15 protein-coding genes are annotated in these 15,835 nt (G+C 71.7%); 3 read left to right on the top strand and 12 right to left on the bottom strand.

The genetic code is table 11. The features are described from left to right. Positions 1-13 precede the first annotated feature (13 nt). Positions 14-601: a Uma2 family endonuclease gene (locus tag MQN93_RS16430; protein WP_016436656.1), complete on the bottom strand. Its 588-nt coding sequence runs from the start codon at positions 599-601 to the stop codon at positions 14-16. Positions 602-717: 116 nt separating this feature from the next. On the opposite strand from MQN93_RS16430, the gene thpR reads away from it, so the two are divergent. Further along, positions 718-1,290 carry an RNA 2',3'-cyclic phosphodiesterase gene (gene thpR, locus MQN93_RS16425; RefSeq protein ID WP_242710044.1) on the top strand — a complete coding sequence of 191 codons (573 nt, stop codon included), beginning with the start codon at positions 718-720 and terminating at the stop codon, positions 1,288-1,290. A gap of 132 nt (positions 1,291-1,422) precedes the next feature. Here thpR and MQN93_RS16420 read toward each other — a convergent pair whose 3' ends face one another. The 3 genes from MQN93_RS16420 to MQN93_RS16410 all read right to left on the bottom strand — a co-directional run bounded on the left by MQN93_RS16420 (position 1,423) and on the right by MQN93_RS16410 (position 3,819). Beyond that, entirely contained in the window at positions 1,423-2,415 is a 993-nt protein-coding gene (locus MQN93_RS16420) for an aldo/keto reductase (RefSeq protein ID WP_242710043.1), read from the bottom strand. A gap of 44 nt (positions 2,416-2,459) precedes the next feature. Next, positions 2,460-3,047 carry a Uma2 family endonuclease gene (locus tag MQN93_RS16415; protein WP_242710042.1) on the bottom strand — a complete coding sequence of 196 codons (588 nt, stop codon included), beginning with the start codon at positions 3,045-3,047 and terminating at the stop codon, positions 2,460-2,462. Between the two features lie 88 nt (positions 3,048-3,135). After that, entirely contained in the window at positions 3,136-3,819 is a 684-nt protein-coding gene (locus MQN93_RS16410) for a GDSL-type esterase/lipase family protein (protein WP_242710041.1), read from the bottom strand. Between the two features lie 125 nt (positions 3,820-3,944). Here MQN93_RS16410 and MQN93_RS16405 point away from each other — a divergent pair, with 125 nt between their 5' ends. Next, positions 3,945-4,934, top strand: a complete 990-nt coding sequence (locus tag MQN93_RS16405) for a WD40 repeat domain-containing protein (RefSeq protein ID WP_242710040.1) — start codon at positions 3,945-3,947, stop codon at positions 4,932-4,934. On the opposite strand, the gene MQN93_RS16400 is transcribed toward MQN93_RS16405, so the two are convergent. The 8 genes from MQN93_RS16400 to MQN93_RS16365 form a co-directional block, all read right to left on the bottom strand. Beyond that, positions 4,931-5,746, bottom strand: a complete 816-nt coding sequence (locus MQN93_RS16400; protein ID WP_242710039.1) for an acyl carrier protein — start codon at positions 5,744-5,746, stop codon at positions 4,931-4,933. The genes MQN93_RS16405 and MQN93_RS16400 overlap by 4 nt on opposite strands. Before the next feature lie 267 nt (positions 5,747-6,013). Beyond that, a complete protein-coding gene (gene serC, locus MQN93_RS16395) occupies positions 6,014-7,132 on the bottom strand; it encodes a phosphoserine transaminase (RefSeq protein WP_037783143.1) in 1,119 nt (372 codons plus the stop codon). A gap of 85 nt (positions 7,133-7,217) precedes the next feature. After that, positions 7,218-8,462, bottom strand: coding sequence for a cytochrome P450 family protein (locus MQN93_RS16390; RefSeq protein WP_242710038.1), 1,245 nt, complete (start codon positions 8,460-8,462; stop codon positions 7,218-7,220). Between the two features lie 22 nt (positions 8,463-8,484). Next, positions 8,485-9,696 carry a cytochrome P450 gene (locus MQN93_RS16385; protein ID WP_242710037.1) on the bottom strand — a complete coding sequence of 404 codons (1,212 nt, stop codon included), beginning with the start codon at positions 9,694-9,696 and terminating at the stop codon, positions 8,485-8,487. Next, entirely contained in the window at positions 9,693-10,127 is a 435-nt protein-coding gene (locus MQN93_RS16380) for a GTP-binding protein (protein ID WP_242710036.1), read from the bottom strand. The genes MQN93_RS16385 and MQN93_RS16380 overlap by 4 nt, the downstream gene beginning before the upstream one ends. After that, positions 10,108-10,461, bottom strand: coding sequence for a DUF742 domain-containing protein (locus MQN93_RS16375; RefSeq protein WP_242710035.1), 354 nt, complete (start codon positions 10,459-10,461; stop codon positions 10,108-10,110). Before MQN93_RS16375 ends, MQN93_RS16380 begins: the two co-directional genes overlap by 20 nt. Then, on the bottom strand, positions 10,458-10,865 hold the full coding sequence (locus MQN93_RS16370; RefSeq protein ID WP_016436644.1) for a roadblock/LC7 domain-containing protein: 408 nt from the start codon (positions 10,863-10,865) through the stop codon (positions 10,458-10,460). The genes MQN93_RS16375 and MQN93_RS16370 overlap by 4 nt, the downstream gene beginning before the upstream one ends. After that, on the bottom strand, positions 10,862-12,673 hold the full coding sequence (locus MQN93_RS16365) for an ATP-binding protein (protein WP_242710034.1): 1,812 nt from the start codon (positions 12,671-12,673) through the stop codon (positions 10,862-10,864). Before MQN93_RS16365 ends, MQN93_RS16370 begins: the two co-directional genes overlap by 4 nt. Before the next feature lie 263 nt (positions 12,674-12,936). Between MQN93_RS16365 and MQN93_RS16360 the strand changes: the two genes are divergently transcribed. Further along, positions 12,937-15,807, top strand: coding sequence for an FAD-binding and (Fe-S)-binding domain-containing protein (locus tag MQN93_RS16360; RefSeq protein WP_242710033.1), 2,871 nt, complete (start codon positions 12,937-12,939; stop codon positions 15,805-15,807). Positions 15,808-15,835 lie beyond the last annotated feature (28 nt).

The following is a 15,835-nucleotide window of genomic DNA, read 5'->3' as shown; positions in this document are numbered from 1 at the left end:
GGCCGGTCGGGGGTCAGTCGCGGGGGAAGTCGTCGGTGCTGAGGACGAGGCCGACCGGGGTGCCGGTCAGGTCGATGTCCTCGCCGAAGGGGAAGGAGACCTCGCTGTGGTACTTGCCGTCCTTCGGGAGGGTGTGCAGGTGCCACTCGCCGGTGTACGGGTCCACGATCAAGTAGACCGGTACACCGGCCGTGGCGTAGACGTCCTTCTTCGGGCCGTAGTCGTTGCCCGCCGTGTCCTTGGAGATGACCTCGGCCACGAATTCGATGTCCTGATAGTGCCAGCGGCCCTTGCCGTCCTTGACCGATCGCTCGGCCATCGCCGCGAGGTCGCAGGCGAAGCCGTTCAGATGCCCGGGGAAGTCGATCCGCACGTCCGATGCCAGGCGCTTGCGGGAGTACTTGCCGAGCAACTGCTCGACGAAGGCGACGATGATCTCCCAGTGGCTCTGGCGCTGCGGTGACATGAAGATGTTCCCCCCGACGATCTCGATCTTCGTACCCTCGGGGATAGGCAATTTCTCGAGCCACTCGAACAGGACGTCCAGCGTCAGTTCGTCGCACTCCTCGGCCATCTCGATCCTGTCGTCAAGGACGGACATCGTGGCGCTCCTCCCCGGCCGCACCACGGACAGGTGCAGCCGCGCAGTACAACGATACGCACGGTGACCAGGGCACGGGCGCGCGAACAGGCGTCCGGGGGCGAGACTGTGGAGCCATGAGACTCTTCGCGGCCGTGCTGCCGCCCGATGACGTCGTGCGTGAACTCGCCGTGGAAGTGGACCAGTTGCGCGGGCTGCCCGGGGCGGAGCGGCTGCGGTGGACCGGGCGCGACGGGTGGCACTTCACGCTCGCGTTCTACGGCGAGGTCGACGACGGCGTCGTGGAGGAGCTGTCGGCGCGGCTGGAGCGGGCCGCGCACCGGACCGGGGCCTTCGAGCTGGCCGCGCGCGGCGGAGGGCAGTTCGGGCACGGACGGGCGCTGTGGGCGGGGGCCGAGGGGGACCTGAGCACCCTGCGGCTGCTCGCCGAGCGGGCGGAGGCGGCCGGGCGCAAGGCGGGCGTGCCGATGGGGGAGCACCGGCGCTACAAGGCCCATCTCACGCTGGCCCGCAGCCGGGACGCGGTGGACGTGCGGCCGTATCTGTCGGCGCTGGAGGAGTTCGCCGGCCGCACCTGGACGGTGGCCGAGCTGGTGCTGCTGCGGAGCCACCTGCCGAGGTCGGGTGTGGCGGGGGAGCAGCCGCGCTACGAGGCGGTCGCCCGCTGGGCGCTCGGCGGGGCCGGTTAGGCTCGACCACGTGGACCCGAAGACCCGGAACCGGATCATGGCCGTAGTGCTGGTGCTGTTGTTCGTCGTGGTGGCGTTCGCGGCGGCGATGGGCAAGTAGCCGACCGCCGCCGCGCCGCGCCTTTGCCCGCTCTACCAGGCGAAGGCCTCCGGGGAGGGGCCCGGGCCGGGGAAGATCTCCTCCAGGCCGGACAGCAGCTCCTCGCTCAGCTCCAGCTCGACCGCGCGCAGGGCGGAGTCGAGTTGCTCGGCGGTGCGCGGGCCGACGATCGGGCCGGTCACGCCGGGGCGGGTCAGCAGCCAGGCCAGAGCGGCCTCGCCGGGCTCGATCCCGTGCTTGTCGAGCAGGTCCTCGTACGCCTGGATCTGGGCGCGGATGGTGGTGTTGGCGAGGGCGTCGGCGGCCCTACCGCTCGCCCGGCGCCCGCCCTCGACCTCCTTCCTGATCACACCGCCCAGCAGTCCGCCGTGCAGCGGCGACCAGGGAATGACCCCGAGGCCGTAGTCCTGCGCGGCCGGGATGACCTCCATCTCGGCGCGGCGCTCGGCGAGGTTGTAGAGGCACTGCTCGCTGACCAGGCCGATGGTGCCGGCGCGGCGGGCGGCGATCTCGTTGGCCTGGGCGATCTTGTAGCCGGGGAAGTTGGACGACCCGACGTAGAGGATCTTGCCCTGCTGCACCAGGACGTCGATGGCCTGCCAGATCTCCTCGAAGGGAGTGCTGCGGTCGATGTGGTGGAACTGGTAGACGTCGATGTGGTCGGTCTGCAGCCGCTTGAGGCTGGCGTCGACCGCGCGCCGGATGTTCAGCGCGGAGAGCTTGTCGTGGTTGGGCCAGGCCGGGCCGTCGGCGCCCATGTTGGCGTAGACCTTGGTGGCGAGGACGACCTTGTCACGCCGGTCGCCGCCCTGGGCGAACCAGTTCCCGATGATCTCCTCGGTACGGCCCTTGTTCTCACCCCACCCATAGACGTTTGCGGTGTCGAAGAGGTTGATGCCGGCGTCCAGCGCCGCGTCCATGATCGCGTGGCTGTCGGTCTCGTTCGTCTGCGGTCCGAAGTTCATCGTCCCGAGAACCAGCCGGCCGACCTTGAGTCCCGTGCGTCCCAGTTGCGTGTACTTCATGGTGCACAAGCCAACGACTTGGAGTGCGCTCTATGCAAGAGGGGTCAGTCGCGCGGGAAGGCGCTGGTGCTCACGGTCAGGTCGGCCACGGTGCCGGTCAGATCGATGTCGTCGCCGAAGTCCACCCGCGTCCGCGTGACGTAGTCGCCGTTCTTCGGGTCGGTGTAGACGAAGCAGTGGCCCTGGTAGGGGTCGACGATGACATAGAGGGGGAGCCCGGCGGTCGCGTAGGCGGCCTTCTTCGGGCCGTAGTCGTTGGCGGCCGTGCCCTTGGAGATGACCTCGAAGACGAACTCGACATCCTCGTAGCGCCAGTGGTCCCCTTCGTCAGGCTCGGCGGAATCCCGGAGCATGGCCACGTCGGGGCAGAGACCGTTCTCGTGGCCCGGGAAGTCGATGCGGACGTCCGAGAGCACGTTCACGTCCATCCCGAACCTGTCCTCGACGGCCCGCACGATGCGACGAATGATGGCCCAATGCGTGCCACGCTGCGGCGTCATGAAAACGTTGCCCCCGACGATCTCGACCCTGTATCCCTCGGGGACGGGCATCCGCTCCAGCCGCTCGAACCACTCGTCCAAGCGCTGCGTGTCGACGTCGGCCATGGCGATCCTGTCTTCAACGACGGTCATCGTGGCGCTCCTCCCCGGCCGCCCCACGGACAGGTGCAGCCGCGCAGTACAACGATACGCACGGTCACCAAGAGACGCCGCAAATCGGTCAATGCGATCCAGCCGCGTACGGCTGCCCGACCCCCCACGCCTCCCACATCGCCCCCGCGAACGCCTCTGCGATCTTGTGCTCGCCGGTTGCGTTCGGGTGGGTGCCGTCGTAGGTGTCGTGGTGGATGTCGTACGAGGGTGGGGGAGAGGCGAGCAGCAGGGGGGAGCGGGGCTCGTCCAGGTCGGCGAGGGTCTTGGCGAGCAGGACGTTGAAGAGGTCCACCTGGGCGGCGAAGGACGGCTCGGACGCGGCCCGGATGTTGGGGATCACCGGCAGCACGACCATGCGCACGCGCGGGCGGGCCGCCCGGGCCTCGGCCACGAACCGGCGGACGTTGTCCGCCGTCTGCTCCGCGTTGGTGTAGAAGCCGAGGTCGATCAGGCCCAGCGAGACCATCAGCACGTCGGCGCGGCAGGAGCGCACCGCCTCGCCGATCAGCGGCACCATGTGGTGCCATCCCTCGCCCCAGCCGGCCAGGTGGCCGCGGGGGAAGTCGGGGTCGGCGTACTCGTAGGACGTCGGCGCGTCCGTCGCCTGGTCGTGGAGCGTCTCCCGGGGACCGACCAGTGCGAACGGACCCCCGTAGGTGTCCCGCAGATGGCGCCACATCCGGTAGCGCCAGGTGTGTTCGCCCGCACTCCCGATCGTCATCGAGTCGCCGACCGGCATGAACCTGAGCATCCGCTCATGATGAACGATCCGCACGGGATCAATGGGACGGGCGGGGTGTGAGGCCTGCCACGGTACGGCGCGGCGGGAACCCGGCCCGGGCCGTCAACCGTTCGACGGGATGGCAGGCTTGGGGCATGCGCCGACCCCTCGCTCTGCTCGCCGGAGTCCTGCTCGTGGGCGTGTTCGCCCTGCCCGCCTCCGCCGACGACGGCGAGGGCAAGGGGGATCAGGGGTTCACCATCAAGGACCCCCGCATCACCGAGTCGAGCGGCCTCGCCGCCTCCCACCTGCATCCCGGCATCTACTGGACGCACAACGACAGCGACGACGGCCCGTACCTCTACGCCGTGGACAGCGCCACCGGAAAGACCGTCGCCCGCATCACCCTCAGCGGCATCGGCTCGCCCCGCGACGTCGAGGCCATCTCCATCGGCCCCGGCAACCAGATCTACGTCGGCGACATCGGCGACAACCTCGGCGGCAAGTGGCCGTACGTGTGGATCTACCGGCTGCCCGAGCCCAAGAAACTCGTCGACCAGACCGTCCGGGCCACGCAGTACGTCGTGAAGTACACGGACGGGGCGCGCAACGCCGAGTCGCTGGTCGTCGACCCGAAGACGGGACGCGCGTACATCATCGACAAGAACGAGGACGGCGGGCACCTCTACGAGGGGCCCGCCAAGCTCTCCTCCTCGGGCACGAACTACTTCAAGCCCATCGCCACTGTCGACCTCTGGGCCACCGACGCCGCCCTGTCCCCGGACGGCCGACAGCTCGCCGTCCGGGGCTACTTCGGCGGGATCTACTACGACTTCGACGGCGGCAAGATCAAGCGCAAGGGCCGGCTGAACGTCCCCCTGCAGGGACAGGGCGAGTCCGTCACCTACTCCGCCGACGGGACGCGCCTCATGTACGGCAGCGAGGGCGACGACAGCCCGGTGCAGGCGGAGGACGCGCCGGGCGGCGGGGCCGGAGACGCCAAGTCGCCGTCTGCCGACGGCAGTTCGAGCGCCTCCGACCAGGACGGCGGCAGCGGGATCGGCAACCTCAAGGTCGGAGCCGTCGCCGTCGCCGTGGCCGCAGCGGTCCTCCTCGGTCTGCGCCGCCTGCTGCGCCGCTCCTAACTCCCGCTCGGCAGCGACGTGTTGGTGATCGGGAGCTTCTGCTCCGCGCCCGCCACGTACAGGTCCGTCGGGGCCGTGCGTAGGGTGAACGTGTCGTCGTAGCCCGACACACGCACCGACATCACGAAGAAGCCGTCGTCCTCGACGGTCGTCTTCACGTGGTACTCCTGCTCCCAGTAGGTCTGCAGGAAGACCTCGGTGCCCTGCGGCTCGACCCCCTTGGGCAGGGTGACCTTGCCCTGGACGGTGAGGATGTCGCCCGCCTTCACCTTCTTCTTGTTGACCTTGTAGCTGACGGAGCTGGATTTGGCGTTCGCGGCCACGGTGGTGTCCGCGAAGTAGCCGTCCTGCGGGGTGTTGAGGTCGCCGTCCTCGTCGTAGAGGGCGGTGATCTGCACGTCGTGCTCGACGTTGAGCAGGCTGCTGCCGGTCACGTGGTCGATGGCGACGTCGGGGATGGTGAACTTCCCGGTGGCGTCGGTGACGGGCTTGCCCAGGTCGCGCGGCTCGTAGTAGTTCGGGTCGATCGGGTCGCCCCACGGGTTCCAGGTGGTGAAGCGGACGACCTCCTGGACGGTGACGGGGATGTCGGCCGCCGGGGTGCCGTCGGCCTTGGTGACGGTGCCGGTGACGTCGACGTGGCGGTTGTCGAAGTCCGTGCTGCTGGGGTTGGTGCTCACGGTCAGGACGTAGGCGTCGCCGGGCGCGGCGTCCGAGGATGCCGCCGAGGCGGCGGGCGCGGACAGCGCGCCCGCGGCGAGCAGCAGCGCGGCGGTGGCGGCAACGCGTGCCGACAGGGACTTGCTGGGCATGGAGCAACTCCAACTTCGGTCGGGTGTACAGGAGTTGCGCCGGGACGGCACCGGTTCCGCCGCGACGCACCAGGTTCGACCGGCGGTACGGGGCGCGAGTTGTCCCTTGTGCGGCTGCTGTTACGCGGCTGTGGTGCAGGACCGGTTTGTCCGGGTTGCGGGTTCACCTGGATGTCGGCCGCAGGTCGACCGATGGTTTCTCTGCGATGACGAAGGGCGCCCAGCGGTTGATCCGCGGGGCGCCCTTCGTCGTCGTAGCGAAGACGGCTACAGCTTCTCGATCACGTAGTCGACGCACTTCGTCAGGGCCTCGACGTCCGCCGGGTCCACCGCCGGGAACATGGCCACGCGCAGCTGGTTGCGGCCGAGCTTGCGGTAGGGCTCGGTGTCGACGACGCCGTTGGCGCGCAGCACCTTGGCGACGGCGGCCGCGTCCACCTCGTCGGTGAAGTCGATGGTGCCGATGACCTGGGAGCGCTTGGCCGGGTCGGTCACGAACGGCGTCGCGAACTTCACGTCCTCCGCCCAGCCGTACAGCGTGCGCGCGGAGGTCGCCGTGCGGCGCACCGCCCAGTCCAGGCCGCCCTGGCCGTTCAGCCACTCCAGCTGCTGGTTCAGCAGGAAGAGGGTGGCGAGGGCCGGGGTGTTGTACGTCTGGTTCTTGCGGGAGTTGTCGATCGCCGTGGGCAGCGAGAAGAACTCCGGGACATGGCGGCCGGAGGCGTGGATCCGCTCGGCGCGCTCGAGCGCGGCCGGGGAGAAGATGCCGATCCACAGGCCGCCGTCGGAGGCGAAGGACTTCTGCGGGGCGAAGTAGTAGACGTCCGTCTCGGCGATGTCGACCGGGAGGCCGCCGGCGCCGGAGGTGGCGTCCACGAGGACCAGGGCGCCCTCGTCGGCACCGGCCACGCGGTTGATCGGCATGGCGACGCCGGTCGAGGTCTCGTTGTGCGTGAAGGCGTAGACGTCGACGCCCGCCTCGGCGGCCGGCTCCGGGTGGGTGCCGGGGTCGCTGGTGATCACGGTGGGCTCGGCCAGCCACGGGGCCAGCTTGGAGGCCTTGGCGAACTTCGAGCTGAACTCGCCGAAGCTCAGGTGCTGCGACTTGTTCTCGATCAGGCCGTGGGTCGCGATGTCCCAGAACGCCGTCGAGCCGCCGTTGCCGAGGACCACCTCGTAGCCCTCGGGCAGCTGGAACAGGTCGGAGATGCCCTCGCGCACCTTGCCGACCAGGTTCTTGACCGGGGCCTGGCGGTGGGACGTACCGAGGAGGGAGGTACCGGTCGCGGCGAGAGCGTCCAGCGCCTCCGTCCGCACCTTGGAGGGACCCGCGCCGAAACGTCCGTCCGCGGGCTTGATGTCAGCGGGAATCTGAATCTCAGCCACGAGCCGGAGGGTATCCCCTCGGCGAAACCGCACGGAAACGTGTCCGTCCGATGAGACGACTCCTCCGGCCCGTGGACCTGTGCGATCAGACCAGGGGCAACAGCCGCACCGGCAGCTCGAACAGGTCGTTCTGCGTCACTACGGGCTTGTTGCGCAGTTCGCCCGGCGGGATGGCCAGGTCGAGATCCGGGAAGCGGGCGTAGAGCGCCGGGAGGGCCACGCCCGCCTCCAGTCGGGACAGCGCGGCGCCGGGGCACACGTGTGGGCCGTGACCGAAGGAGATGTGGCGGTTCTGCGAGGTCCGGGTGATGTCGAAGGCGCCCGCGGTCGGCCCGTGGGCCTTCTCGTCGCGGCCGATCGCGGCGTACGACACGATCAGCGCGTCGCCCGCGGGCAGCACCTTGTTCCCGACCTGGACGTCCTCGGTCGCGAAGCGGATCAGGACGTGCGAGGTGGGCGTGGAGTGGCGCAGGGTCTCCTCGATCACCGCCGACCAGTCGGCCGCGCCGGACAGGACCAGGGCTCGCTGATCCGGGTGACGGGACAGATTGACCACCGCGTTGACGATGAGGGAGATCGTCGTCTCGTGGCCCGCCGCGACCATCAGCTGGAGCGTGGAGACGATCTCCTGGTCGGTGAGGTGGTCGCCGTTCTCCGAGGCCAGGATGAGGGCGGAGGTGAGGTCGTCGCCCGGCTCGGCGCGCTTGGCGGCGACCGTGTCCGCCATGATGCCCGCGAGTTCCCGAAGCGTGGCGAGGACCTCCTCGGGCGGGGTCTGCGTCGAGAAGAACTTCTCGAACAGCTCCTTCAGCCGGGGCAGCCGCCCCTCGTCGATGCCCATCAGGTCGGCGACGACGTACATGGGCAGCGGGTAGGCGAAGGACGCCTTCAGGTCCACGACGCCGTCCGCGTCCGTGTCCGCGGGCAGCCGGTCCAGCAGGCTCTCGGTGAACTTGCCGATCCGCTCCCGCATCCGCTCCACCCGGCGCGGGGTGAGCGCCTGCGCGACCAGGGTGCGCAGCCGGCGGTGGTCGGCGCCGTCCACGGTGAGCATGGAGCGGCCCGGGTTGGCAAGGCCGATCAGCGGCCAGTCCGGCGGTATCTCGCCGCGCTGCCAGGCCCCCCAGACGTCGATGTCCTTCACCAGGCGCGGATCCGTGAGGAGTTGCTTCGCCTCCGCGTGGTGGGTGACGGCCCACACGGGGACCCCGCCGGGCAGTTCCACGGCGGCCAGCGGACCCGCGGCGCGCAGCCTCGCGCTCTCGCCGTCCAGGTCGGTGACGAAGGGATCGAGTGCGATACGGGTCTCTTCGGTGCCGGTCGTCGTCATACGGAGGTCCCTCCTGGGGGCGTCAGAGCGCAGGTACGGGCGTGAACCGGGCGGGCAGTTCCGTCAGACCCCGCAGCCACGGCGAGGGCCGACGCGTCAGGGACTCGGCCGGGACGGCCAGGTCGATGTCGGGCAGGCGGTCCAGGACGACCTCGATGCCGGTGCGCGCGATGACCTCGGCGATCTCCTGCGCGGGGAAGGGGCAGCGGTGCTCGCCGTGCCCGAAGGAGAAGTGCGCGCTGTTGCCGCCGGTGAGCGAGCCGTCGGTGCGCACCTGCGGGTCGGAGTTGGCGCCCTGCAGACCGAGCAGCAGCAGATCGCCGGCCCGGATGCGGCGACCGCCGAGCCGGGTGTCGCGGGCGGCCCAGCGGCCGGCCACGTTCTGGGTGGGCGTGTCCTCCCACAGGACCTCGTTCATGGCGTCGGCGACGCTGCTGCGGCCGCCGAACAGGGAGGCCGCGAACCGGTCGTCGGTGAGCATCAGCCGCAGCGAGTTGCCGATCCAGTCGGCGGTGGGCTGGTGGCCCGCCGCCATCATCACCATCAGGTCCTGGGCGATCTCCTCGTCGCTGAAGCCGCCGCGGTCGGCGAGCATCCGCGAGACGACGTCGTCGGCGGGCTCGGCCCTGCGGTCGGCCAGCAACTGGGCCATGGACGTGGCCAGATGGGTCTGTCCGGCGATCGCCCGCTCCCGCCCGTCGATCATGTCGTTCAGGGCGGTCACCAGGCCCGGGCCCTGCTCGTCGGTGAAGCCGTAGAGACGGGCCAGGACGCGCACGGGCAGCAGCATGGCGTAGTCGGAGACGACGTCCGCCTCGCCGCGGGAACCGAAGGCGTCGATCAGCTCGTCGGCGAACTTCTCGGCGTCGGCGCGCAGTTCGAAGGGGTCGGCGGCCTCCAGGGCGTCGCTGATCATCGCGGCGCGCTCGCGGTGGCGCTCGCCGACCGTGTAGAGGATCGAGGGCTGCTTGCGTCCGATCATCGGCAGCAGGGGCCAGTCGTCGGGGATGCGGTCCCACTGGTTCCACAGGCCGGAGTCGCGGCTGAACAGCGCCGGATCGCCGGTGACCTGGTGCAGCTCGCGGTAGCCGAGCACCAGCCAGGCCGGTACGTCGCCGTCGAGCACGACCGGGGTCACGGCACCGTGCTCGCGCCGCATCTCCCGGTACAGCTGCGCCGGATCGGTCTGGAACCGGGGGCCGCCGAGCGGTACGGGCGTGGTGGGGGCGGTCACAGTGCCAACTCCTGGTGTGAGGAAGGGGTCTTGGCCGCGTACTGGTCCCTGACGTGCTCCACCAGCGTGATCAGGACCTGCTTGCCGGAGCCGCGGGAGCGGGCGTCGCAGTCGAGCAGCGGCACCTGCGGGTCGAGGTCGAGAGCCTCGCGGATCTGCCCGAACAGATACAGCACATTGCGTGCGTCGAGCGTGATGCGGCCGAAGTCGAAGGCGACCGTGGTGGCCGACTTCCCGCGCACCCCGCTGTTGTCGTCGAGGCCCTCGCCGGCCCGGGTCATCGTCTCCTCGGTGCTGAGGGGACGTATCTCGCTCACCGAGCGCACCAGGGTGGTCTTGCCGGCGCCGAAGCCGCCGACCACCACGATCTTCAGGCCGTTGTCGGCCGACGCACCCAGCGGGGTGCGTGCGTCAGAGGTTGCGGAGTCCAACGAGCACCTGTTCCAGGACGTCGGGGTCGAGGACACCCGAAGGGGGCTTCTTCGGGTGGCGGGCGCTGATACGGCCCGCGGCGAGGAGGTCGGAGAGCAGGATCTTGGTGATGCTCACCGGCAGCTTCAGCTCGGCGGCCAGCTCGACGACCGCGGTGGGCAGCTGTGTCAGCCGCAGGATCGTGGCGTGCTCCGACTGCATGCCGGGCACCGGATCGCACTCGGCGACCACGAGGGTCACCAGGTCGAAGGGGCTGTCGAGGCCCGAGCGGGCGCGGCCCCCGGTGAGGGTGTAGAGGCGGTCGGGTGAGTCGTCCCTGCCGGGGCGGCTCATGAGGTCCGGGGCTGCGCGGTCAGATGGGTGCCGAGTTGCTCCACGAGCTCGCTCATGTTGTGCCCGACCAGCCCGGCGTCCGCCTCCTGCGTGGTCACCACGGCCAGATGCGCGCCCTCGCCGGCCTCCGCGATGAACAGCACCCCGCCGTAGAACTCGGTCATGGCGGAGCGCACTCCTCCGGTGCCGTCGCCGAACTCCATCGAGGCGCCGTGCGCCAGCGACTGGATCCCGGCGGCGATCGCGGCGAGTTGGTCGGCCCGGTCGACGGTGAGCTCCGGCGTCCGGCACAGCTTCAGGCCGTCCCGGGACAGCACGAGCGCGTGGCGCGCGCCCGGCGTGCGCTCCAGGAGGCCCTGGATGAGCCAGGTCAGCTTCTCGTCGGCGGTGGTCGTGCCGGTCATGACGTGGAGTGGCCTTCCGGATCCGGGTGCGGGTGGGACAGGGCGGACGGTTCGGGGGAGGGCGGGGCGGGGTCCGCGTCCGGTTCGCCCAGGTCCGAGAGCGAGCCGCGCACGGCCCGGCGGAAGCTGCTGAAGCGGGCGGCACGGGCGAGGGGGTCGTCCAGGGGGACGGCCGTATCGGCGCCGGAGGTGTCGGTGGACTTGGCGGAGTCGGCGGCACGCGCGCGTGCGCGCTCCCGGTCCCGCTCGGCCTGCGCGAGGGCGCGGCCCCGGCGGCGCTTGGGCAGCGCCGGGGAGAGGGCGTCGGGTTCGCCGTCGCCGGGCTCGTGGTGGGCGCGGTGCGGGTCGTGGGCGCGGACCTCGTCGGGATCGTCGCCGCGGACACCGTCCGGGGTGGTGTGCCGGTCCGGGGTGGTGTGCGGGGTCTCGTACGACCGCTGCGGGTGCTCGTCCACCGGCTCGGGACGGTCGCTTGCGGGCGTCGGAAGGTCGGTCGCGGGCTGCTTCGTACGGTGGCCCGCGGGCTTCGGACGGTCGCCCGCGGGCTCCGGACGTTCGGTCGCGGGCTGCTTCGTACGGTCGCCCGCGGGCCCCGGACGCTCGGTCGCGGGCTTCGGGCGTCCGGCCGTCGTCTCCGGGAGGGGGAGCGCGTCGTCGGGGCGTGAGGTGGGGTTCTCGGATACGAGGATGTCCTGCGGGACGAGCACCAGGACCCCGGTGCCGCCGCGCGCGGACGGCCGGAAGGAGACCTTGAGGCCGTACTTGCGGGCGAGGCGGCCGACGACCACGAGGCCGAGGCGGGTGCCGCCGAGACCGCCCGGGCCGGTGTCGTCGCCGGTCACGGCCCGTTCGGCGCGGCGCAGCTGCACCTCGCCCATGACCAGGCCGCTGTCCTCGACGGACACGATGACGCCGGCCGGCACCTCCTCGACGTAGACATGCACCTCGGCGGTGGGCGGCGAGAAGTTCGCGGCGTTGTCGAGGAGTTCGGCGAGCGCGTGCATCACGCCCTCGGCGGCGTGTCCGGCGACGGCGGCCTCGCTGGCGGAGTGCACCCGCACGCGCTGGTAGCCGCTGATCCGGCCCATCGCGCCGCGCAGGATCGACTCCATGGAGATGGGGCGCGCCCAGCGGCGTCCGGAGCGGGCGCCCGCGAGGACGGCGACCGAGTCGGCGAGGCGGCCCGCCTGCGCGGTGCGGTGGTCGAGGTGGAGCAGGTCGGCGAGGACGTCCTCGTCCTCGTGCCGCTCCTCCATGGCCCGCAGGTCGGCGAGCATGCCGGTAGCCAGCGCCTGCATACGGCCCGCCGCGTTGGCGGTCGCCGAGACCGCGGCGGCGCGCTCGTGGTCGGCCTTGCGGGCCTGCTCGGCGAGGCGGGTGTTCTCGGCGGTGAGCCGGGCGCGCTCCTGCTCGAACTCGGCGCTCAGCCGCGCGCGTTCCTCGGCGATCTCCGTGGCCGTCCGGGCCCGCTCATGGGTCAGCTCCTCGGTCAGGCGGACCCGCTCCTGGTCGAACTGCGCGCTCTGGCGGACCCGGTCCTGCAGCAGCCGGCCCGTGTCCTGGCTGACCTCCTCCAGGCGGCGGCGGGCGATCCGGGCCGTGCCGAACGCGTGGGCGGCCACGGCGACGGCGGCGCACAGCAGGACGGCGCCCGCGCCCGCGCCGAGGCCGAGCGGGACGCGGTCCGGTGCGGGGGCCAGGGCGACCGCGCCGGCGACAGCGAGTGCCGCGAGGACGGCGGTGATCAGGGGTGCGGGCGCGACGGTGCGGACTGTGGGTCGTTCGCCGGACGCGTGGGGGGCGGTCATGAATCGGGTCCTCGGTCGGGGGGCCTCGGTCGTCCTTGATCTGGTTCCGCTGTCCTTGCTGGATTCCGCTGTCGTTGCTGGGCGAGAAGCGACACAGGTTGCTCAACTGGTGGTCACTATATGAGAGTTCGTAATCGAATTGGGAAGGTTGCGGATCCGTCCACGAGTTCCGGCGACGGCTCGGCGCCGTGCCTGTGGACACGGATTCCACGCCTGTGGACACAGACCCCGTGACTGTCGGTCCCCGGATGCATGCTGGGGTCATGACGGATCTCGAAGCCGAACTGCGCAGGGCCGTCCGCGGCGACGTCCGCTTCGACGTCACCTCCCGGGCGCTGACCACCATGGACGCGTCCAACTACCGGCGGGTCCCGCTCGGCGTGGTCGCCCCGCGCGACGCCGACGACGTGGCGGCCGTGCTCGCCGTGTGCCGGGAGCGCGGCGTCCCGGTCGTGGCGCGCGGCGGCGGCACCTCGATCGCCGGGCAGGCCACCGGCACGGGCGTGGTTCTGGACTTCACCCGCCACATGAACCGCCTGGTGTCGCTCGACCCCGGGGCGCGCGAGGCCGTCGTGCAGCCCGGGCTCGTCCTCGACCGCCTCCAGGAGGCCGCCGCGCCGCACGGGCTGCGCTTCGGCCCCGACCCCTCCACCCACAGCCGGTGCACGCTCGGCGGGATGATCGGCAACAACTCCTGCGGCTCGCACTCCGTGGCCTGGGGCACCACCGCGGACAGCGTGCGCGCACTGGACGTGGTCACCGCGCGCGGGGCGCGGCTCGGACTCGGACAGCAGTGGGCGGGCGCGCCGGCGGGCCTGCGGGCGCTGGCGGAGGGGGAGTTGGCGCGGCTGCGGACGGGTTTTCCCGAGCTGCCGCGCCGTATCTCCGGCTACGCACTGGACGCGCTGCTCCCGGAGAAGGGCGCCGACGTCGCCCGCTCCTTCTGCGGCAGCGAGGGCACGCTCGGAGTGCTCACCCAGGCCGTCGTACGGCTCGTGGAGAACCCGCGCGCGCGTGCGCTGGCCGTGCTTGCCTACGCCGACGAGGCCGCCGCCGCCCAGGCCGCGGCGGGACTGCTGCCGTACGGGCCGCTCACCGTGGAGGGCATGGCGGCGGACCTGGTGCCGTCCACGGCCGCGCTGCCGCGGGGCGGGGCCTGGCTGTTCGTGGAGACGGGAGGCGAGTCGCCGGGGGAGGCACGCGCGCGTGCGGAGGCGATCGTGCGGGCCGCCGACGTCCTCGACTCACTGATTGTCACCGACCCGGCCGGGCAGCGGACGCTGTGGCGCATCCGCGAGGACGCGAGCGGCACGGCGACCCGGATGCCGGACGGGAGCGAGGCATGGCCCGGCTGGGAGGACTGCGCGGTGCCGCCCGCGCGGCTCGGCGCGTATCTGCGGGACTTCCGCGCCCTGCTGACCTCCCACGGCCTGCGAGGCACTCCGTACGGCCACTTCGGGGACGGCTGCATCCACGTCCGCATCGACTTCGACCTGCTGACCGAGGCGGGCATCGGCCGCTTCCGCCGCTTCTCCGAGGACCTGGCCGAACTGGTCGTCGCGCACGGCGGCTCGCTGTCCGGGGAGCACGGCGACGGACAGGCACGGGCCGAACTGCTGCCGAAGATGTACGGCGCGGAGACGGTCGCCCTCTTCGAGCGCGCCAAGGGCGTCTGGGACCCCGACGACCTCCTCAACCCCGGGATGCTGGTGCGCCCTTCGCCCATGGACGCCGACCTGCGCTTCTCCGTCCTGCCCCGCGAGCCGGTCGACGTGGTCTTCGGCTACCCCGCGGACGGCGGCGACTTCTCCGCCGCGGTCCGGCGCTGCGTAGGGGTCGCCAAGTGCCGTACGACCTCGGCGGCCGGCTCCGCCGTGATGTGCCCGTCCTTCCGCGCGACCCGCGAGGAGGAGCACTCCACGCGCGGGCGCGCGCGGCTGCTGCACGAGATGCTCGCCGGGGAGCTGGTGACCGACGGCTGGCGGTCGACCGAGGTGCGCGACGCACTGGACCTGTGCCTTTCCTGCAAGGGGTGCCGCTCCGACTGCCCGGTCGAGGTCGACATGGCCACGTACAAGGCGGAGTTCCTGCACCACCACTACGAGGGCCGGCGCCGCCCGGCCGCGCACTACAGCATGGGACGGCTGCCGGTGTGGCTGCGCTGGGTGGCGCGCACCCGAACGGCGCCGCTGGTCAACGCCCTCGCTTCCATCGGGCCGTTGGCCGCGCTCGCCAAGCGGCTCGGCGGGATCGCGCCCGAGCGGCGCATCCCGCGGGTGGCGAAGGAGACGTTCGGCCGGTGGTGGTCCCGGCGGCCCGGCCGTCCTGGGGCCGATGGTGACCTGGTGGTGCTGTGGCCGGACACCTTCACCGAGCACCTCTCGCCGGACGTGGGGCGCGCGGCCGTACGCGTGCTGGAAGCGGCCGGACTGCGGGTGGCGCTGCCGCCCACCGTGGCCCTCGCGAAGGCACCCGTGGGCGACGGCAGGACGGTCGCCCTCGACCCGCTGTCCCTGCTGCGGGGGCGCGGACGGGTGTGCTGCGGTCTGACGTACGTCTCCACGGGCCAGCTCGACCGCGCCCGCACGGTCCTGCGCCGCACGCTGGACCTGATGGAACCGATCCTGGCCACGGACGCCCCCGTCGTCGTCCTGGAGCCGAGCTGCGCCGCCGCCCTGCGGACCGACCTGCCCGAGCTGCTGCCCGACGACCCGCGCGCGGCCCGCCTCGCCGCCTCGGTCCTGACCTTCGCGGAGGCGCTGGAGAAGCACGCCCCCGCCTGGAGACCACCGGCCGTGAACCGCCCGGTCACCGGCCAGACCCACTGCCACCAGCACGCGGTCCTCGGCGACGCCCCCGACCGCAGGCTGCGCGAAGCGGCCGGTCTCACCGGTGAGTTGACGGGCGGCTGCTGCGGCCTGGCGGGCAACTTCGGCTTCGAGAAGGGGCACTACGAGGTGTCGGTGTCCTGCGCCGAGGACCAGCTCCTCCCGGCCGTCCGCGACGCGACGGACGGGACGGTCGTCCTGGCCGACGGGTTCTCCTGCCGGACGCAGCTGGAGCAGCTGGCGGGGGTGCGGGGGCGGCATCTGGCGGAGGTGCTGGCGGGGGCCCTGGACGAGGAGCGCTCATGAAGTGAGGCATCCGCGTCCAGCATCCGGG

This window comes from Streptomyces spinosisporus, assembly GCF_022698145.1.
In the GTDB taxonomy this organism is placed as follows: domain Bacteria; phylum Actinomycetota; class Actinomycetes; order Streptomycetales; family Streptomycetaceae; genus Streptomyces; species Streptomyces spinosisporus.
The sequence above is the reverse complement of the archived record's forward strand: the minus strand, read 5'-3'. Positions and strand labels throughout refer to the sequence as shown.